At 59.0% G+C, this 18,465-nt stretch carries 18 protein-coding genes; 2 read left to right on the top strand and 16 right to left on the bottom strand.

Annotated features, from left to right (window positions below; genetic code table 11):
- Positions 1 to 37: 37 nt before the first annotated feature.
- Together BFL40_RS14170 and BFL40_RS14165 are read right to left on the bottom strand one after the other, a co-directional pair.
- A complete protein-coding gene (locus tag BFL40_RS14170) occupies positions 38 to 1,054 on the bottom strand; it encodes an ABC transporter substrate-binding protein (protein WP_071484582.1) in 1,017 nt (338 codons plus the stop codon).
- A gap of 133 nt (positions 1,055 to 1,187) precedes the next feature.
- Entirely contained in the window at positions 1,188 to 1,637 is a 450-nt protein-coding gene (locus BFL40_RS14165) for a hypothetical protein (protein WP_071484581.1), read from the bottom strand.
- Between the two features lie 408 nt (positions 1,638 to 2,045).
- On the opposite strand from BFL40_RS14165, the gene BFL40_RS32980 reads away from it, so the two are divergent.
- Together BFL40_RS32980 and BFL40_RS14155 are read left to right on the top strand one after the other, a co-directional pair.
- Positions 2,046 to 2,321 carry a hypothetical protein gene (locus tag BFL40_RS32980; RefSeq protein ID WP_074851532.1) on the top strand — a complete coding sequence of 92 codons (276 nt, stop codon included), beginning with the start codon at positions 2,046 to 2,048 and terminating at the stop codon, positions 2,319 to 2,321.
- 110 nt (positions 2,322 to 2,431) lie between these two features.
- Positions 2,432 to 2,662, top strand: coding sequence for a hypothetical protein (locus BFL40_RS14155; RefSeq protein ID WP_065876103.1), 231 nt, complete (start codon positions 2,432 to 2,434; stop codon positions 2,660 to 2,662).
- Positions 2,663 to 2,760: 98 nt separating this feature from the next.
- On the opposite strand, the gene BFL40_RS14150 is transcribed toward BFL40_RS14155, so the two are convergent.
- The 14 genes from BFL40_RS14150 to BFL40_RS14090 all read right to left on the bottom strand — a co-directional run bounded on the left by BFL40_RS14150 (position 2,761) and on the right by BFL40_RS14090 (position 18,358).
- The gene (locus BFL40_RS14150; protein WP_071484579.1) at positions 2,761 to 2,964 is read right to left on the bottom strand and encodes a hypothetical protein; all 204 of its coding nucleotides are present in this window, start codon (positions 2,962 to 2,964) and stop codon (positions 2,761 to 2,763) included.
- A 115-nt stretch (positions 2,965 to 3,079) separates the two neighbouring features.
- On the bottom strand, positions 3,080 to 4,312 hold the full coding sequence (locus tag BFL40_RS14145; protein WP_439896724.1) for a methyl-accepting chemotaxis protein: 1,233 nt from the start codon (positions 4,310 to 4,312) through the stop codon (positions 3,080 to 3,082).
- A 546-nt stretch (positions 4,313 to 4,858) separates the two neighbouring features.
- Entirely contained in the window at positions 4,859 to 5,263 is a 405-nt protein-coding gene (locus tag BFL40_RS14140) for a TraR/DksA family transcriptional regulator (protein WP_010564800.1), read from the bottom strand.
- A 396-nt stretch (positions 5,264 to 5,659) separates the two neighbouring features.
- The gene (locus BFL40_RS14135; RefSeq protein WP_071484577.1) at positions 5,660 to 6,682 is read right to left on the bottom strand and encodes an ABC transporter permease; all 1,023 of its coding nucleotides are present in this window, start codon (positions 6,680 to 6,682) and stop codon (positions 5,660 to 5,662) included.
- Between the two features lie 58 nt (positions 6,683 to 6,740).
- The gene (locus BFL40_RS14130; RefSeq protein WP_071484576.1) at positions 6,741 to 8,294 is read right to left on the bottom strand and encodes a sugar ABC transporter ATP-binding protein; all 1,554 of its coding nucleotides are present in this window, start codon (positions 8,292 to 8,294) and stop codon (positions 6,741 to 6,743) included.
- Between the two features lie 65 nt (positions 8,295 to 8,359).
- Positions 8,360 to 9,289, bottom strand: a complete 930-nt coding sequence (locus tag BFL40_RS14125) for a sugar ABC transporter substrate-binding protein (protein WP_071484575.1) — start codon at positions 9,287 to 9,289, stop codon at positions 8,360 to 8,362.
- Between the two features lie 48 nt (positions 9,290 to 9,337).
- Positions 9,338 to 9,523 (bottom strand): hypothetical protein, encoded by a 186-nt coding sequence (locus BFL40_RS32975; protein ID WP_074851534.1) that lies wholly within the window; start codon positions 9,521 to 9,523, stop codon positions 9,338 to 9,340.
- 127 nt (positions 9,524 to 9,650) lie between these two features.
- The gene (locus BFL40_RS14120; protein WP_071484574.1) at positions 9,651 to 10,679 is read right to left on the bottom strand and encodes a Gfo/Idh/MocA family protein; all 1,029 of its coding nucleotides are present in this window, start codon (positions 10,677 to 10,679) and stop codon (positions 9,651 to 9,653) included.
- 170 nt (positions 10,680 to 10,849) lie between these two features.
- Positions 10,850 to 11,875 (bottom strand): bifunctional inositol 2-dehydrogenase/D-chiro-inositol 1-dehydrogenase, encoded by a 1,026-nt coding sequence (iolG, locus tag BFL40_RS14115; RefSeq protein ID WP_071484573.1) that lies wholly within the window; start codon positions 11,873 to 11,875, stop codon positions 10,850 to 10,852.
- Positions 11,876 to 11,894: 19 nt separating this feature from the next.
- Positions 11,895 to 13,826, bottom strand: a complete 1,932-nt coding sequence (gene iolD, locus BFL40_RS14110; RefSeq protein ID WP_071484572.1) for a 3D-(3,5/4)-trihydroxycyclohexane-1,2-dione acylhydrolase (decyclizing) — start codon at positions 13,824 to 13,826, stop codon at positions 11,895 to 11,897.
- A gap of 10 nt (positions 13,827 to 13,836) precedes the next feature.
- Positions 13,837 to 14,652: a TIM barrel protein gene (locus BFL40_RS14105; protein ID WP_071484571.1), complete on the bottom strand. Its 816-nt coding sequence runs from the start codon at positions 14,650 to 14,652 to the stop codon at positions 13,837 to 13,839.
- A 26-nt stretch (positions 14,653 to 14,678) separates the two neighbouring features.
- A complete protein-coding gene (gene iolB / locus BFL40_RS14100) occupies positions 14,679 to 15,467 on the bottom strand; it encodes a 5-deoxy-glucuronate isomerase (RefSeq protein ID WP_071484570.1) in 789 nt (262 codons plus the stop codon).
- Positions 15,464 to 16,357 (bottom strand): myo-inosose-2 dehydratase, encoded by an 894-nt coding sequence (iolE, locus tag BFL40_RS14095; protein WP_071484569.1) that lies wholly within the window; start codon positions 16,355 to 16,357, stop codon positions 15,464 to 15,466. The genes iolB and iolE overlap by 4 nt, the downstream gene beginning before the upstream one ends.
- 63 nt (positions 16,358 to 16,420) lie before the next feature.
- Complete coding sequence (locus BFL40_RS14090; RefSeq protein WP_071484568.1) at positions 16,421 to 18,358, bottom strand: bifunctional 5-dehydro-2-deoxygluconokinase/5-dehydro-2-deoxyphosphogluconate aldolase; 1,938 nt, start codon at positions 18,356 to 18,358, stop codon at positions 16,421 to 16,423.
- Between the last annotated feature and the right edge of the window lie 107 nt (positions 18,359 to 18,465).

The following is an 18,465-nucleotide window of genomic DNA, read 5'->3' as shown; positions in this document are numbered from 1 at the left end:
CCACATTGGGATCTCCACTCAATTGAAAGAACTTCGGCTACTTGAGGCTCGCCTCAACCTTCTGCGCCACATCCTCCGTCAACCACGTCCTCCACACCTCAGGATGTTCCTTCAAAAACGCCTGAGCCACATCCCGTGGCGGTGTGTGGTTCTCACTCATCGCCGCCAACGCTTTATTCAGCGGCTCAATGGGGAATTGGACCTTGGTAAAAAACTCGGCAATCTGCGGATGTTCCTGCTGGAACGGCGTCGACACACCAATGCTCAATTTGGACGCCAACGAGCGAGTCGGACGTGGATTAGGATTATCCGCATCGGTCAGCGTCTTCCAGGCATCGGCGTCAAACGCCGGCTCCTCAAGCTGGATCAATTTGTAACGCCCCATCAAGGGCGTCGGCGACCAGTAATAGAACAACACAGGCTTGCCCCGACGGATCGACGAGGCGATCTCGGCATCCAGCGCCGCACCCGAACCGCTGCGAAAGTTCACGTAACTGTCGTCCAGGCCATAAGCCTTGAGCTTCTGTGCGTTGACCACTTCGGAGGTCCAACCGATCGGGCTGTTGAGAAAGCGCCCTTTGCCGGGGGACTCGGGGTCCTTGAACACGTCCTTGTAGCGCGCCAGGTCCTGCACACGCTTAAGGTCCGGAGCCAGTGGCTGGAGGCCTTTGGCGGGGTCACCCTTGACCACATATTCCGGCACCCACCAGCCTTCGGTGGCGCCCTTGACCGTATCACCCAGGCCCAGCACTTTGCCTTCGGCCTCGGCCTTGATCCATACCGGACTACGGCCGGCCCATTCTTCGCCGATCACCTGGATATCATTTTTCGCCAGTGCGGTTTCCAGGGTAATGGTGGTACCGGGCAAGGTGTCGGTGGGCAGGCCGTAGCCCTTTTCGACGATAAAGCGCAGTACTTCGGTGATCAGACTGCCACTTTCCCAGTTCAGGTCGGCGAAATGCACCGGTGCCTGGGCGGCCGATATCGGCAATGAGGCCACCGACAATCCCAAGGTCGTCAGGGACGCAGCAACCAGCAATTTCAATCCTCTCATGCCTTTGCACCTCGCGTTTTCGCAGCAAATAGCGGGTGGCTTTGCTGCTTATGCGCGAAGCCTCTGAATAGTTAAGTCAACTCAACTGTAGTAGAGGTTCCGGGAGAGGAAAAATGCACAGCTCGTTTATGAATTACTCGCTGGCCTTGAAGGTGACCAGTTCACCCTTGCGCCACTTGGCGGCCTTGCCGGTCACGGCTTTGAGGGTTTTAGTCAGGCCTTCCTGCAATTGCTCAACGGCGGCAAACACCAGCATCACGCTATGGCCTTCCTTGAACACAATGCCCTGGCCTTCGGCCGAGGAAACAAAGGCGTAATCGCCCAAGCCATACACCGTCAACTTGATATCGCGGAATTTCAGCTCGAACTTGCCGCCTTCGCGACTAGGCAATACGGCCGCGCGAAAATGGTCGCCTACCTTAAGTTCCAGGCGCGGTTTGTCATCCACAACCATCGCTGCCTCGGTATCGATTTCGGCGATGTAGATGCCTTCCGGCGTCTGCTCAGTGATGTAGACGAAACGGGATTGAAACTGTTTGACCAACTTTGCGCGCAAATCACCCAGCACGAATAACGCGTGCATATCCAGATTACTGACTGCCAAGGAAACGCCCCCACATCAAAAAGAGCGCTGACCGCCGGAGCAGGCAGCACAAAAAAACGGCCGTTACGGCACGATCACACATTCGTTAAAAAACTGAAGAGAACCCGTTGCTGCGACGTAAGACTAGTACAGACATGCGCGATGAACCTTATGCAAGGTCATCAGGTGCCACAGAAAATCACAGGTTCAACGGTCTGAGAATACAGGCCGACCAGCTTCAGAGAATAACCCAATTAAAAACGCAGTTTCCGACAACTCACACATAACAAAATACCTGGCATGGAACCAAGCATCGACTGCCGACGACAATACTAAAACAGCAACACGGGTCAAAACCACCTGAAACGCTGCTGGTGGGTCAACAAGATCGATCGACAGGAGCTGACCATGCAACCCTATCAACACGACGCTACGTCTTCCCGTACTCGTCCTTCTTCCCAAGACGAGCGCCAATACTACTGCTTGCATAGCGCCAGCGGGTACTCCAATTCTGTTCTTTACCAGGTTGTACCGGCCGGGCGGAATTTCTTTCATATCCTGGAAGTGACCAGCGGCAGGATCAAAGGCTTTCGCAGCAACCATATCCAGGCCTGCGAGTTGGCCAAAGAGCTGGAAGCCAGCCTGTACGCCCTTCACGGCGGGATCGTTTCGTCACCTGGGTGACTTTACTACGCCGTCGTCCCTCAACAACTGCCATACTGGCCCGTCCATTGAAGTTTGCCCCTTGCGGGTCAGGTTTCATCAGTGCAGTTACCTTGAAGGGAAGGCTATACGTGACGGAATTTGATATTGGCGAATTTTTCATCCATGGCGATGCCAGGGAAGTAGACGGTGAGTTCCAAGCGGTCATCATCATGCGGGCCAAACCACCACTGACCACGGTCACAACCCACCAGGTAGAAAAAGATCGTTGGTTCAAAACTGTCGACGCCGCTGCAATCGCTGCAAAGGATGCCGCCAAGGCCCTGAAAACCGCCGTGGATTCAGGTGCACTCAATTCCTGACAATTGGGCAGAACGCTGCCGCACGCCAATCCCCACTCTCGAAAGCCTATTTGAACAACTGGACCTGGACTCGACACTCGAGCCAATCGACGCACTCATCAATGCAGGCAGTCTGACTGCTCCAGACACATCAGCGCTTGCCAGGCCGCCCTGCACTCCTCTGCTTCATCACGGCTGGAAAATGCCGTGCCGCGTTGTTCACCATTGAGCAACACTACCCAGCAGGCTTTCTGACCCAGCGCACGCAGGGTTTCGGGTACGCCACTGCCGATCATTACGGCGACATCGACCTTGTTTTGCATGGGGCTTCTCCGCAGCATTAGTTAGCTGGCTAACAATATTTGCCATGCTACGGCTTTCTGCCAGTAGGAAAAAGCTATCCCCGGAATAGCTCCTTTGCATAAACAGCAACAATCCCTAGCGCGCGGCCTTCGCCTCTTCCGGTTTATAGCCCAAACGCAAGCCGCCCCAATGCCGGCCCTTGACCATGATCGGTACCGACAAATCGTGCATCAACTCACCGGTATCGCGGGTATAGGTTTGCAACAGCACCGCTTGTTGATGGCTGCCGCAACGAATGCCGGTGCGGTCTTCAAACTTGCGCTTGGTACGGTTCTGCACCGCATCGACTTGGGCATCCCCGGTGAGAGCGTGAGAGAACGCCTTGTTGTGCGTCGGCACATAGCCTTGAGGTGTGCAGGCAATCGCAAACACCAGCCCTTCATGGTGCGGCAGCAGCGCCTCTTGGATCGCCGGCAATACCTGGTCGGTGTAGCGATCAAAACGCGTGTGATATTTGCTCGGGCTGGTATTCGGGATTGGCGTGTAGCTACGGTCAAACAAGTCATCCAGGCTGATACGGTTTTGCAGTACATCGGTCTCGAACTGCTCGCCAATGCGGCTTGCGCCTTCCCGGGCAAGGTCATAGATGCGCTGGTGATAGTCATCCAGCCCGACTTCCGCCAGGCGCTCACTGATGGTTTCAGCCTGCCCTTCCATTTGCACGGCGACGTCGGCCAGTTGGCGGGTCTGCTGGTCGCTCACCGACAAATCGCTGCGCATCTGCTCCACGGCATGGAACAAACTGTCGAGTTGCATACGGTTGGTATCGGTGCCTTGGGCGATCTCATTGACTTGCCCTTCCACATCCGCGGCCAGGCTGGCGATGCTCTCCAACTGTTCACCAGCGTGCTCAACCTGCTCGACGCCGACGTGCAGGTCCGTCGACAGCTGGCGAATCTGCTCCACGACCTGCGCGGTGCGCTGCTGGATATCGGCGACCATCACCCCGACTTCATCAGTGGCCGTGGCTGTGCGTCCTGCCAGGCCACGCACTTCGTCGGCGACTACGGCGAACCCGCGCCCGTGCTCACCGGCGCGTGCCGCTTCAATGGCCGCATTCAATGCCAACAGGTTGGTCTGGCTGGCAATGGATTGGATCACCAGCGTCACACGCTGGATCTCTTCGCTGCGCTGGCTCAACGCTTCGATCAGCTCGCGGCTGGCGTTGGCGCGCTGGCTGAGCTGGCGCATGCGGGTGATCGATTGGGCCAGTACCTCGCGCCCTTCGGTGCTGCGTTGATGGGCCTGGCTGGCCGCACCCAAGGCTTGTCGGCTGAGCTGCGAAGTGACCTGCTCGGTGCCGATCATCACTTCGGCACTGCTGACAATTTGCTTGGCCGCGCTCAACTGCGACTGCAACCGTGCCGCCAGTTGTTTGACCGAATAGGCCACGCCGGCAGCGGAAAGCGCGTTATGACTGGTGGTATAGGAAAGATCGCGAGTCAGCTCGCCAATCGTATCGGCGGCCGGGGAAGGCACCACACGCGACGTTCGGGCTTTCAGGGAGGGCAGCCAGATCACCAGCAAAGCCAGTGGCAGGCAGACGTAGATCGGCAAGCCGGCGAACACCAGGCCCAGCAGTACCAGCACCAGGGCGGTACTCTGCAAGAGCGGCGTCAGCCAGCCGGGTAACACGCGCACCACCGTGTGCGGTGGCACTGCTGCGCCCATCAGAGATCCGTCTCCAGCCATCGTCGTTACCCCACTGCTTGTCGTTATTGTTTCTGCATTAGACGCCACTATTTGGCCATTATCCATGGGCCTTTAGTGGAGTAGCTTGCAGTAGATCAATAGACAGGGGTGTAACCGGTATTTCTCTGGGGCACCGACTGTGCGGGCCCCAGCTTCACCGCATCAAGCTTGACGCTGGTGCTTGTCGATCTGCTCGTGGCGCTCTTGCGCTTCGATGCAGTACTTGGTGGTCGGGCTGATCAGCAGGCGCTTGAGGCCAATAGGCTCGCCGCTGTCATCACACCAGCCAAAGGAATCTTCCTTGATGCGTTCCAGAGCACGCTCAAGTTGCGGCAGCATGCGCTGGTCGCGGTCGATGGCATTCACCAGCCAGGTACGCTCTTCTTCGACAGAAGCAGCGTCGGCCGGGTCGGCCGGGGTGTCCAGGCTTTCAATGGCGATGCGGTTCTGCTCAATGCGCTCGTGGTGTTCCACTTTCATGTCTTGCAGCAACTGCTCGAAAAAAGCGTGCTGTTCGGCATTCATGTAGTCATCCGCCGGCATGGCCAGCAACTTTTCCTTTGTCATTGATTTCTCTATAAAAAATACGTGCATTAAGGCGAATAAGGGAGCGTTCCGGCCGACCTCTGCAGGTCTCGGAAAGGCGCCATCCATTCCAAGCGCCACCCGGCACTCAATTTACGAGGGGCGGCAGTCTAAGGCCGACTTGAGGGCGCAGCAACTGAAAAGACAGGCAATTTTTCCGAGATAACCCCCAAAAGCACCAGGACGGGCTCGGCGAATGGTCATCGGAGTGCGTTTATAGCAAGAAATTCAGTGTTGTGGAGCTATATAGAAGACAAACGGTTAGAACTGCCTGATAAACATCAAATGTGGGAGTCGGGCTTGCCCGCGGTTACCGAGTTGGGGCAATCGCAGGCAAACCAGCTCCCACATTCGACTTGTGTTGGCCGTGAGTTGGTCTCAGCGTTTGAGTTTGCGCTTGTTACGGTACTGGTCGATCACCACCGCCACCACGATGATCAAGCCCTTGATGATGTCCTGGATATACGCGTCCACCCCGACAAAGGTAAACCCGCTGGCCATCACCCCGAGGATCAGCGCGCCGATCACGGTACCGGTGATGCGCCCTACGCCGCCTGCCAGGCTGGTGCCGCCAATCACTGCGGCGGCAATCGCATCCAGTTCATAGGACATGCCCATGCCCGCCTGCCCGGTGGCGGCACGTGCCGAAGCCACCACACCGGCCAAGCCTGCAAGCAAACCGGCGATGCTGTAGACGATGATCAAATGACGCTTGACGTTGATCCCCGAAGTCCGCGCCGCCTGCATGTTGCCGCCGATGGCGTAGGTGTACTTGCCGTACTTGGTGTAACGCAGTGCGATATGAAAGATCACCGCGACCACCAGGAAGATAATCACCGGCATCGCGCCGTGGCCGATGGCGGTGTAGGAATCCGAGAGCATGCTCACCGGCTGGCCTTCGGTGTAGTAACGCGCCAGGCCACGGGCCGACACCATCATGCCCAGGGTTGCGATAAACGGCGGGATACCGGTAACGGCAATGATACTGCCGTTGATCGCCCCTGCCAGCAGCCCCACGCCAAGCCCCATCGCCACCGGAATCCATACCGGCAGGTCAGTCAGGCTGGGAAACACCGCCCGGGAAAAGTCCGAGGTCTGCGCCAAACTGGCGGCGATCATCGCCGACAGCGCCAGCACCGAGCCGGACGACAAGTCGATACCGGTGGTGATGATGACCTGGGTCACGCCGATCGCCAGCAGGCCGATGATCGACACCTGCAGAATCATCAGCACCAAGCGCTGGGAGTTCATCAGGAAGCTCTGGTCACGTACGATCCAGCCAAACACTTCAAACACCAGGCCGATGCCGATCAGCACCAGGAAGATGCTCAGTTCGGTGGGCAAGCGTCTGCGGCTTTTGACCGGTGCCGTGGCAGGCTTGTTGTCTGTTATTGCGTTCATAGCCAATCACCTTCTTATTCTGTGACACGGGCCAACCGCAGGCCCGCGCTGCTGTTCGTCAGTGGACTGCGGTCATACCGGAAGCCAACTGCATGACTTTTTCCTGGGTCGCGTCAGCGCGGTCCAGGGTGCCCATCAGGTCGCCCTCGTGCATCACCATCACCCGGTCGCTCATGCCCAGCACTTCGGGCAGCTCGGAGGAAATCATGATCACCGCCATGCCTTCGCTGGCGAGGAAAGAAATCAGACGATAAATCTCAGCCTTGGCGCCGACGTCGATGCCGCGCGTGGGCTCATCAAGAATCAGCAAGCGTGGGTTGGTCATCAGCCAACGGGCCAGCAACGCCTTCTGTTGGTTGCCACCGGACAAGGTGTCGATGCATTGCTCAAGGGATGGGGTTTTCACCCGCAGTTTCTTGCACATGTCTTCGCACAGGGCGCGCAGGGCTTTCTGCTGGATAAAACCTTTACCCGAGTAGTGCGGCAACACGGCCATTTCCATGTTTTCCAGCACCGACAGGCACGGGAACAGGCCACTGAGCTTGCGATCCTCGGTCAACAGCGCGAAGCCTTTCTCGATGGCCATGTGCGGGTCGGTGATACGCACCGGCTTGCCGTCGAGGGTGATCTGCCCACCGCTGCTTGGGGTGATGCCGAAAATGGTTTCCGCCACGTTAGTGCGGCCCGAGCCCATCAACCCGGCGATGCCGAGGATTTCACCGGCGTGCAGGTCGAACGACACGTCCTTGAACACACCGTCCAGGCGCAAGTCGCGTACCGACAGCAGCAGCTCGCCGATGGGCGTCTCGCGTACCGGGAACAACTGGCTGAGTTCGCGGCCGACCATCATCGAGATCAGGCTGTCGCTGTTCATGCTGTCGGCGCGTTGCAGGCCGATATAGTGGCCGTCACGAAACACCGCCACTTCGTCGGCGATGGCAAACACTTCGTTCATTTTGTGGGTGATGTAGACGATGCCTTTGCCTTGGGACTTGAGGTCGGCAATGATCGAAAACAGGTGGGCCACTTCCTTGTCGGTAATGGCCGAAGTCGGTTCATCCATGATCAGGATGTCGGAGTCGTAAGACACGGCCTTGGCAATCTCGACCATCTGCCGCTCGGCGATGCTCAGGTTACCCACGTGCTCCTCAGGGTCGAGGTTGATGCGCAGGCGCGCCAGTAACTCTGCGGTGCAGCGGTGCATTTCGCGGTGGTTGACCATGTGCAGGCTGTTGAGCTGCTCGCGGCCGATCCAGATGTTCTCGGCGATGCTCATGTGCGGCATCAGGTTGAGCTCCTGGTGGATCATCGCGATCCCCGCCTTTTGTGCCGCCAGCGGTGTTTCAAATACGATCGGCTTGCCGCGCAGGCGAATTTCGCCGGCGTCGGGCTGGTAGATGCCGGCGATGATTTTCATCAAGGTCGACTTGCCCGCACCGTTCTCGCCCATCAGCGCCAACACCGAGCCCGGGCGCACCCGCAGTTGCACATCGGCCAGGGCCACGACGCCGGGAAAGCCTTTGCTGATGTTGACGATTTCCAGCAGGTAGGGTTCTTCCAGCAGCGGGGCCTGGATACCGGGAGGCTGCGAGACAGTCGCTTGAGCGAGCATAGAGAGGTACTCCATCTGCAGGGCGGCCGTGACCGCCCTGCCGGCTTATTGTTGTTATGTCAGGGCTACTTGAACTTGGCGACGTTGTCCGGGGTGATCAGCTGGAACGGGATGACCTGGTTCTGTTCCACCGGCTCTTTCTTGGCCATCTTGCGCGCCGCTTCCACCGAACCGACTGCCTGGCCATTGGCGTCCTGGAACGCCGATGCCGCCATGTCGCCCTTGGTGATTGCGTTCAAGCCGTCCGGCGTGCCATCAACCCCCGCGATCAGTACGCCTTTCTTGCCTGCCGATTTCAGGGCCATCGATGCACCAATCGCCATTTCATCGTTGTTGGCGAGCACCGCATTGAAATCGCGGCCTTGAGTCAGCCAGTCGTTGACCAAGGTCATGCCCTTGTCACGCAACCAAATGCCGGTTTGTTCCTGTTCGATCTTGATGCCCGGGTACTTGGCCAGCACTTCTTTCACACCCTTGGTGCGGTTGGTGGTGGAGTTGTTGGCCAAGTCGCCGAGCAGAATCACAATGTTGCCCTTGCCGCCGAGTTTGTCGGCGATGTACTGCATTTGCAGGCGGCCGGCCTCAGTGTCATCGGAGGTGACGGCGACTACATCCTTGGGCAGATCTTTTTGATCGGGACGACGGTTGACGAAGACCAGCGGGATACCGGCTTTGGTTGCCGCGCTGATGATGTTCTTGGTCGAGGCGGTGTCCACCGGGTTGACGATAATCGCGTCAACCTTCTGGCTGATGAAGTTTTCAACCTGGCTCAGTTGCTTGACCACATCGGCGCGAGCGTCTTCGAACTGCAACTGTACGCCGTCGCCCTTGGGATAGGACTTGGCTTGCTTGTTCATGTCTTCACGCAGGTAAGTCAGAAAGGTGTCATCGAAGGCGGACATGGTCACACCCACTTTGATATCGGCGGCAGAGGCGAAACCGCTGGCCAACATCATGGACAAGGCCAACGCGGTAAAACGGATCGGGGTCTTCATGAACGGTCTGTCTCCAAATTCTTGTTGGTTTTTTGGACGTTGCGTTTATCAGAACGGGGCTTGCGAGGACGGCAGTCGAACAACCGGTGCGCCTGGAATGCAGCAGACCAGCGCGCCTTTGTTTTCGACGCACAGCACATTAAGGAAGGAGAAGTAAAACGGCCGGGCGCGGGGCAGGCCACGTGGCGCAAGGGCTGGGCGTAAAACTCGCAGTACAGCGTTGAAGATTTTCATCTGACGGTACCTGGTTGTTTTTGATCTTGTTTTTGTTGAGTCGCCCGAATCGAGTCCGAACGTACTTTATGCAACCTGGAAAAGACTTTATTAGAAAATAATTTCCATATCAACAACTTTTAGAATTTTATTCTATTTTTGTTGAAACCACCTGCTGGCGCTCGCTGCTAAGGCGCGCGGCGTCCAATATACGGGTGGTTTCCAGCGCCTCATAGGCGTCAACCGGCAGCGGTCCCTGCCCTTGCACAGCACTTTGCAGCTGGCGATAGAATTGCGTCCAACAGCCTTTCTCCGACGGCACCCGCTCACGCTCCGCCCCTTGTTCAAACCAGCCCCAGCGGCGGTGCTCTTCGGCGCCCCAGTGCTCGCCTTCGGTTTTTGGCGACTTGCCGGCCATCAGCGCTTCTTCCTGACCATCCAGACCCTCGACGGTGTAGCAACCCAGGGTGCCATTCACCCGAAAACGCGGTGCCTGGCTGTTTTGCAGCGCGCTGCCCCACAAATGGGAAATCACGCCGTTGGCGTGGGTCAACGAGACGAAGAAGCTGTGGTCGAGCGTTGGGTGTTCCGGGCTGAACTGTAATTGCGCAAACACCCGATCGACCGGGCCGAACAGTTGCAGTGCCTGATCCACCAGATGGCTGCCGAGGTCGCGCAGCCAGCCACCACCACTGGCATTGCCCACCGCTTGCGGGTTGTAGCGCTCGACGCGGGATTCAAAACGGGTGATATCGCCCAGGGCCCCGGCATCGATCAGTTTGCGCAACGTGAGGTAATCCGAATCCCAGCGTCGGTTCTGGTAGACACTGAGCAGCACCTCCTGGCGCTCGGCGGCGGTGATCAAGGCCTGGGCCTGTTCGGCGTTGGCGGCAAAGGGTTTGTCGCTGACTACCGCCACCCCATGTTCGATGGCTTCCAGCACCAGCGCCGGGCGGCCTTTAAGGGTGGTGGAAACTACCAGCGCATCGACCCCCGCCTCGACAATCTGGCCAATGGAGTCAAAGGCCTTGAGGCCTGGGTGGTCGGTTGCCAGTTGCTGGCGCCGCTCCGGGGAACGGGTCACCACGCCGACAAAGGTCGCGCCTGGCAGGGTTGCTATCAGCGGTGCGTGAAAAAAGCGGCCGCCGTGGCCGTAGCCGACTAGTCCGATTCGCATGGGTCGATTCCTTGATCGTTCCCACGCTCTGCGTGGGAATGCAGCCCGTGACGCTCTGCGTCACATTCAAAAGCGGACGCGGAGCGCCCATTGGGGCGTTCCCACGCAGAGCGTGGGAACGATCTACCAACGGGAACCCCCTCCCACACTGACCGAGTTTCTCCAGTGAATTAGCCGTAAAAGTGCGGACGCTGCGGCAAACTGACCTTCACAATCTGCTCACTGCCCTGCGCCTCAATACACGCATCCGCCGCCACCGCCGCTGCAAATCCATCCCACGCCGACGGCCCGCCGACCTGCCCGGCCCGCACGCTGTCGATAAATGCCTGCAACTCCACGTCATACGCGCCAATAAACCGGTCTTTCCAGTCCATCAAAATCGCATTCGACAGCTTCGCGCCACTGCGCAGTTGAACCTGCGAAGGCTCCGGTAACTTGGCGATACCGGTCTCCCCCACCACTTCGCACTGTATGTCGTAGCCGTATTGGCAGTTCACAAACACTTCCACATCAATGCGTGTGCCCTTGGCGGTTTCCAGCAGCACGATCTGCGGGTCGCGTAAATGGGCCAACGCCTTGCTGGTCTTGCGTGGAAACACCACTTGTACCGACACGTAGTCGTCGTTGAGCAACCAGCGCAACACATCCAGCTCGTGGATCAACGTGTCGGTGATCGCCATGTCGGTCTTGTAGTTCTCGCCCACCGTCGGGTTGCGATGCGCGCAGTGCAGCATCAAGGGCTCGCCGATCTGGCCACTGTCGATCACCGCCTTGAGCGCGCGATAGCCTTCGTCATATGGGCGCATGAAGCCCACTTGCACCAGGCGTTTGCCGTAGGCTACTTCGGCGTCGACGATCTTGCGGCAACCTTCGGCAGTCACCGCCAGGGGTTTCTCACAGAACACCGGTTTGCCGGCAGCGATGGCGGCGAGCACGAACTCCTCGTGGCTCGGGCCCCAGGAGGTCACGAGAATCGCCTCGACTTGCGGCGAGTTGATCAGCGCGTGACCGTCCGCATACACCTCGGCGTCCAGCTTCAAATCTGCAACAACCTTGGCGGCTTGCTCAAGGTTGATATCAGTCACCGCCACCACCTGGCTATTGAGCAAGGTCTGGCTGCAACGACGAATATGGTCCCGGCCGATGGCGCCCGTACCGATCACGCCAAGCCGCAACGAATTAGAAAGCAACGACATACAAGCACTCCTCTTGTTATTAGTACTGCCGGGCCTTCGCCAGGTGTTCATTGAGTTTTTTCGCGGCTGCGTTGGTGCGTTCGCTGGTAGATACCTGCGCCACGCCCACCCGCCACCACGACAGGTAGCCGTGGATCATGGTCTTGGGCAGCACCTTGATATCGATCAAGGTCGAGACGGTTTGCGTACGTACATCGGCCAGCGCTGCTTCCAGCTGTTCCACGGTGCTGACCTTGTAAGTCTTGCAGCCATAGGCCGCCGCGCTCATGGCGAAATCCACCGGCACCAGGCCGCCGTCGAGCTTGCCGCTCTCGGGGTTGCGGTAGCGGAACTCGGTGCCGAAGCTGTCCATGCCGTTACCGATCTGCAGATTGTTGATGCAACCAAAGGCCATATTGTCGAGCAGCACCACATTAATCTTGCGCCGCTCCTGGATCGAGGTGGCCAGCTCCGAATGCAGCATCATGTAGGAGCCGTCACCGACCAGGGCATAGACCTCCTTCGTCGGTTCGGCCAGTTTCACGCCGAGGGCGGCGTTGATTTCGTAACCCATGCACGAATAGCCGTACTCGACGTGATAGGTGTTGACGCCCTTGCTTCGCCAGCTGCGCTGCAAGTCGCCGGGCAGGCTGCCGGCGGCGGCGACGATGATCGCGTCATTGGCCAGGGTCTCGTTGAGCACGCCGAGCACGCGACTTTGGGTCAGGCACGAACCGGTCAATTCGATGAATTCACGCAACACTGCGCGGTCCAGGCGGTCGTCGACCTCGGGCACAAAGGTGTCGCCCTGGTATTCCACCTGATGCACGCGGTCCACCTCCGCATCCAGCTGCGCCTTGGCATCGCAGATCTGCTCACCCCAGCCGGAGCGGTAATCCCCCAGGGCATCGGCCAGTGCTTCGAGAGCAACGTGCGCGTCCGCGAGCACTTGCACGCCGTCCAGTTTCAAAGCGTCGCAGGGGCTGATATTGAGGTTGAGAAACTTCACGTCAGCGTGCTTGAACAGTGACTTTGATGAGGTGGTGAAGTCGGTATAACGCGTGCCGATACCGATGATCAAGTCCGCTTGCGGCGCCAGCAGGTTCGCCGCCAGGCAGCCGGTCTCGCCAATGCCACCGACGTTCAGCGGATGACTGGAAACCACTGCACTTTTACCGGCCTGGGTTTCGGCGAAAGGAATATCAAAGCGTTCGGCAAAGGCTTGCAGCGCGGCATTCGCGCCGGAGTATTTGACCCCGCCACCACAGATGATCAGCGGCTTGCGCTTGCCCCGGAACGCAGCCAGCGCATCACTGATCATTGCGCTGGTAGCCGGACGACGCTCGATGCGGTGCACGCGTTTTTGCAGGAAGTAGTCGGGATAATCCCAAGCTTCGGCCTGCACATCCTGCGGCAAGGCCAGGGTCACCGCGCCGGTTTCCGCAGGGTCCGTGAGCACGCGCATGGCGTGGATGGCTGCGGTCATCAACTGCTCGGGGCGGTTGATGCGGTCCCAGTATTTGCTCACAGAACGGAAGGCATCGTTGGTGCTGATGCTCAGGTCATGGAATTGCTCGATCTGTTGCAACACCGGGTCGGGCTGGCGGCTGGCGTAGACATCGCCGGGCAACAGCAGCAACGGAATACGGTTGGCTGTGGCGGTCGCGGCGGCGGTCAGCATATTCGCCGCGCCCGGGCCTACCGAAGCCGTACAGGCGTAGATCTTGCGGCGCAGGTGCTGCTTGGCAAAACCGATAGCGGCGTGGGCCATGCCCTGCTCGTTACGGCCCTGATGCACCACCAGGTCGCCGCTGTCCTGCTCCAGGGCCTGGCCCAGGCCCAGCACATTGCCGTGGCCGAAAATCGTGAACACCCCGGCGACGAATTTGCTCTGTACGCCATCGACTTCGATGTATTGGTTATCCAGAAACTTCACCAGGGCCTGGGCCATGGTCAGTCGGGTTGTGCTCATGTTGCGCCCCTTATCGTTTTTGCAGGTGGGCGATGCTTGCCCCCAAGGCCTGCTGGATATCTGCAAGCGTGTGTACGCTTTCGGCAAACGGCTCGAACGACAGGTAGCCGCTGTAGCCGGTACTGAGCAAGGTGTCGATTTGCGCGGCATTGCCGAGGATATCGCCCTCACCCACCAGCACGCGGTGGCCGTCGCGAATTGAATTGAGCGGTGCTTCGGCATCTTCCACACCGGAGATATGCACCAGGCCGGTCAGTTCCGGGAAGAACTCATGCTCGCTGGCCAGGTGGTGGTGGAAAGTGTCGTGCACCAGGCGGAACACATCCAGACCACCGATGGACATGATCGCGTCCACCGCCACGCGCTTACGACGCAACGCACATTCCTCAAAGCCCAGAGGCTCGATAAAACCGAGAATCCCGTGCTCGCGCAGGATCGGTGCCAACTCGCTCAACGCGGTGCGCAAACCAGCAGCGCGCTGGGCTTCGCTGCGGGTATCACCACGCTCATTGAGCGGGCACATCACCAAGCCTTGGGCGCCGCATTCACGGGCATACGTGGCGAGCTTGATCGCCTGGGCGCGGCGTTCGTCATTCCAAACATCAAAGGGGTACAACGCGTTGATCGACAGCACCGTAATGCCCTGCACCGCGCACAATTCGCGCACGCGACTGGCCGGGGTGCCGAATTCAATTTCTTTGTCCGCAAGGTCATTACGGATCTCGATGGCATCGCATTTCAGGGCCGCCGCCAACTGGATGAAATCCGGCAGGGAAAGATTGGGCGCGACCATGCGGTTAAGGGCGAAACGTAGAGGCGACTTCATTGTTATTGTTCTCCGTCCAAAACCGCTTAGAGGTCCAGCAGCCAACTGTGCTGCGGGTCGTTATGGAAATGCCAGGCACGCTTGGGACCGGCCATCACGTTCAGGTAATAAGACTCGTAGCCGTACGGCACGCTGACCGGGTGGTAACCCTTGGGCACCACCACCAGATCACTGTTTTCCACGGCCATGGCCTGGTCGATGCTGCGATCGTCGGTGTACACGCGCTGGAACACGAAACCCTGGGGCGGATTAATCTGGTGGTAGTAGGTTTCTTCGAGAAAGCTTTGGTGTGGCAGATCATCGGTGTCGTGTTTGTGCGGCGGGTAGCTCGACGAGTGCCCCGACGGCGTGCGCACTTCTACTACCAGCAGCGAATGGGCCGGCTCAGTGTCGGGCAGGATGTCGCACACATAACGAGTGTTGGCACCCTTGCCGCGCACACTGCGCTTGCAGTGTTCGGGGCGGATCAGCCGCGGTTCGTAGCCAGGCGCACCGGGAGCGGCGCAGACGGCAATCTGTACGTCGCTCAAGGCGGTGACCTGAGCGGTGGTGCCCTGCGGCAGGTAGGCGGCGAACGGTGATTTGTCCTCGAACACCGACTGGCGATCACCCAGGTTTTGCCAGTTGAAACCTTCGCCCTCAATGTTCACGCGGCCACTGAGCAGCACCAGGCACAGCTCTTTATCACCGGCGCTGATCGGCAGGGCTTCCCCCAGGCTCAGGCGGTAGGCGCTGAAACCCACGTACTCCAGACGCCCCTCCTCCAGAGCGACCATGGTTTTTCCACGCGTGTTGCTTTTGATCAACAGGCTCATTGTCCAACCCTCTCATTGAGAAGAGCACGCAACGTGTCATAGCCCTTTTTCGCATAGATATAGCTGGGCGCAACCGCTGGGTCTTGCTCGGCTTCCACTACTAGCCAACCCTCATACTTCGCGGCCAGCAGCACATCGAGCAATTGGGCAAAGTCGATATCACCATCGCCAGGCACGGTGAAAGTGCCATTGACGATGCAATCGGGGAAACTCCACATCTGGTTGCGCGCCAGTTGCACCACTGGCTTGCGCACGTCCTTGAAATGCACGTGGCAGATGCGATCAATGTGTTTGCGCAGTACGTCGATAGGTTCGCCGCCGCCCATGTAGCAATGGCCCGAATCGAACAGCAAGCCAACTTCCGGACCGGTGCGGCTCATCAATTGATCGATGTCTTCGGGCGATTCGACGTAGGCCCCCATATGGTGGTGGTAGGCCAGGCGCACGCCTTGGGACAGGGTGAAGCGAGCCAGTTCCGTAAGTTTGTCGGCGTAGTCCTGCCAGGCGTGTTCGCTGTGGAAACGCGGGCGTTCGATCAGGCGGATTTTGGAGCCCTGGATCGAGTCGGCGACTTCGCCATATACCAGCACCTTGGCGCCGTTCTGCTTGAGCAATTCGACGTGGCCGGCAATGGCCTCGATTTCCTCCGCCACCGAGCGCCGCGCCAGACGGCTGGAATACCAGCCGGAGACCAGCGCCAGGTCATAAGGGCGCAGCACATCGGCCACACCCTTGGCGTCCTTGGGGAATTTACCGTTGAGCTCAAAACCTTCGTAGCCGATCTCCTTGCCTTCGCTCAGGGCGGTGCTCAAGGGCGTTTCACCGCCCAGGGCCGGCAGGTCATCGTTGCTCCAGGAGATCGGGTTGATGCCAATTCGGATTGCGGGCATGGCTGCACCTTTTGTTTTTATCTGACTTAAGCCTGGTGAGGTTTGCTTTATGTGGGAGCGGGTTTAATCTCGAGCGCTGCGCCAGGCGTTGATGAGCTGTTCGAAGGTCTGCTGCACCTGTTGGATCAGGGTTTCATCATCGATCTCCCCCGCCATCCACGCACGGCTCGGCTCCTGGAAAATCGTGCGGCCCACGGCAAAGCCACGGCAGGTGGTGCTCTGGCTGGCTTGCTGGAAGCCGTCGGCGAGACACTCGGCCGAAGCATTCAGGCCCAGCAGCACCACGCCACGGCAGTACGGGTCGCGTTCATGAATCAGTTCGTCGAGCTTTTTCCAGTCCTCGGCCGACTGCGCCTCAATCTTCCACCAGGCCGGGTAGATGCCCAGGTTGTAGAGGCGCTTGAGGCTGCGATAAAGCACGTCGGGGTAAGTGGACGGGTGATCCTTGGGCGGGATGACTTCCAGCAGCAACTCATGGCCACTGACCAGGGAAGCCTCGTAGACCGCCTTGAGTTGCGCTTCCTGTTCCAGGCGCAACAGCGGCTCGTCATCCGGGTGGAATTGCACCAGGCACTTGATGATTTGTTCCTGGGGCCAGGCAATCATGTTGCTGCCGATCGAGCGGCCATGTTCAAACGCCAGCGGGCGTGAGTTCTGCACTTCCACTGGGCGTGCAATCCACCAGCCGCGACCGGTAGCGGCATTGAGCGCGTCCTGGCCGAAGCGTTGGTCGGCCAACAGCCCTACGTCGGCTTCAACACCCAGATCACGCAATTTGCCTTCGACACGTTCGATGGCTTGGATAAACAGCTGCTTGATGTCGCTGATACGCGCTGGGTCCTGGCCGCCTCTTTGTGCCAGGTCCACCAGTTGCCAACGGTGGTCGAAGGCAAACACGAACAACTGCTTCCAGGTTTTGCGCGGCACCGTGACACGGTGCAGGCGTTGCAGGGTCACATCCTGATCAGGCCGGGTGATGGGCACCGGGCTGTTGAACAGGTAGTCGAGTTCGGCAGGCGTCGGCATGGCCGGTGCGCAGGCGTGACGGGAAACGACGAGGCCGCCGCAGGCATTGGCCAACTGGCTGCAACGCTCATCGCTGGCGTCATTGATCCAGCCGCTGAGGAAGCCCGACATAAAGGCATCGCCGGCGCCCAGCACGTTAAGTACTTCAACACGCACACCGGGATAGATCGCACCGTCTTCCAGGCGCGCCGGGATCGCACCGTGGATCACCGTACACCCTTGCGGGCCGAGCTTAACCACCAGGGTCGCCGGGGTCAGTTCGCGTACGGTGCGCAAAGCGGTGAGCAAATCTTCACTGCCACCTGCGATCAAAAATTCTTCTTCAGTGCCGACGATCAGGTCGAAACGCGGCAGGATTTTCTGCACGTGCTGGCTGACATTCTGATCAGCGACAAACCGCGTTTCGCCATCCGCCTTGCCCGCCAGGCCCCACAGCACCGGGCGATAGTCGATATCCAGCACGCGCTTGACGTTGTGCTTGGCGGCATAGTCCAGCGCCTGGATGCTGGCCTTGTACACGCCGTCGGTGGAGAAATGCGTGCCGGTGATCAGCAGGGCTTTGCTGGAGGCAATAAAGGCTTCGCTGATGTCTTCGGCGCGCAAGGCCATGTCGGCGCAGTTTTCGCGGTAGAACACCAGGGGGAAGGTTTCGCGGTCCTTGAGGCCCAGCAACACCAATGCAGTAAGGCGTTCCGGGTCGACCTTGATGCCGCTGACATCGCACCCTTCGCGGGCCAGGGACTCCAGCAGGAAGCGACCCATGTGGTCGTCCCCTACTCGGCTCAGCATCGCCGACTTGAGGCCAAGCCTTGCAGTGCCGAAAGCGATATTGGCGGAGGATCCGCCGAGGTACTTGGCGAAGCTGGACACGTCCTCAAGCCGCGCACCCACTTGCTGCGCATAGAGGTCGACGCCCAGGCGCCCGAGGCAAATCAGATCCAATTGACGCCCACTGGCAAAACGAGTCTGGCCCATGCTGGCTCCTGTTATTTTTATCAGCCTGCGTTGTGCCGCCGTGGCGACGGCAAACGCTCTTGGTGGGAGCAGACTAGAACGTTCAGCGGCCTCAATCAATATTTATT

It is taken from the genome of Pseudomonas costantinii, from assembly GCF_001870435.1.
GTDB lineage: Bacteria > Pseudomonadota > Gammaproteobacteria > Pseudomonadales > Pseudomonadaceae > Aquipseudomonas > Aquipseudomonas costantinii.
Note: the sequence above shows the minus strand (reverse complement) of the source record. Positions and strands in the feature narration are given on the sequence as shown.

Excerpts from the sequence above, each read along its gene's own strand:
- BFL40_RS14170 (WP_071484582.1), bottom strand. The coding sequence starts at position 1,054 with ATGAGAGGATTGAAATTGCTGGTTGCTGCGTCCCTGACGACCTTGGGA.
- BFL40_RS14165 (WP_071484581.1), bottom strand. The coding sequence starts at position 1,637 with ATGCACGCGTTATTCGTGCTGGGTGATTTGCGCGCAAAGTTGGTCAAA.
- BFL40_RS32980 (WP_074851532.1), top strand. The coding sequence starts at position 2,046 with ATGCAACCCTATCAACACGACGCTACGTCTTCCCGTACTCGTCCTTCT.
- BFL40_RS14150 (WP_071484579.1), bottom strand. The coding sequence starts at position 2,964 with ATGCAAAACAAGGTCGATGTCGCCGTAATGATCGGCAGTGGCGTACCC.
- BFL40_RS14145 (WP_439896724.1), bottom strand. The coding sequence starts at position 4,312 with ATGATCGGCACCGAGCAGGTCACTTCGCAGCTCAGCCGACAAGCCTTG.
- BFL40_RS14140 (WP_010564800.1), bottom strand. The coding sequence starts at position 5,263 with ATGACAAAGGAAAAGTTGCTGGCCATGCCGGCGGATGACTACATGAAT.
- BFL40_RS14135 (WP_071484577.1), bottom strand. The coding sequence starts at position 6,682 with ATGAACGCAATAACAGACAACAAGCCTGCCACGGCACCGGTCAAAAGC.
- BFL40_RS14130 (WP_071484576.1), bottom strand. The coding sequence starts at position 8,294 with ATGCTCGCTCAAGCGACTGTCTCGCAGCCTCCCGGTATCCAGGCCCCG.
- BFL40_RS14125 (WP_071484575.1), bottom strand. The coding sequence starts at position 9,289 with ATGAAGACCCCGATCCGTTTTACCGCGTTGGCCTTGTCCATGATGTTG.
- BFL40_RS32975 (WP_074851534.1), bottom strand. The coding sequence starts at position 9,523 with ATGAAAATCTTCAACGCTGTACTGCGAGTTTTACGCCCAGCCCTTGCG.
- BFL40_RS14120 (WP_071484574.1), bottom strand. The coding sequence starts at position 10,679 with ATGCGAATCGGACTAGTCGGCTACGGCCACGGCGGCCGCTTTTTTCAC.
- iolG (WP_071484573.1), bottom strand. The coding sequence starts at position 11,875 with ATGTCGTTGCTTTCTAATTCGTTGCGGCTTGGCGTGATCGGTACGGGC.
- iolD (WP_071484572.1), bottom strand. The coding sequence starts at position 13,826 with ATGAGCACAACCCGACTGACCATGGCCCAGGCCCTGGTGAAGTTTCTG.
- BFL40_RS14105 (WP_071484571.1), bottom strand. The coding sequence starts at position 14,652 with ATGAAGTCGCCTCTACGTTTCGCCCTTAACCGCATGGTCGCGCCCAAT.
- iolB (WP_071484570.1), bottom strand. The coding sequence starts at position 15,467 with ATGAGCCTGTTGATCAAAAGCAACACGCGTGGAAAAACCATGGTCGCT.
- iolE (WP_071484569.1), bottom strand. The coding sequence starts at position 16,357 with ATGCCCGCAATCCGAATTGGCATCAACCCGATCTCCTGGAGCAACGAT.
- BFL40_RS14090 (WP_071484568.1), bottom strand. The coding sequence starts at position 18,358 with ATGGGCCAGACTCGTTTTGCCAGTGGGCGTCAATTGGATCTGATTTGC.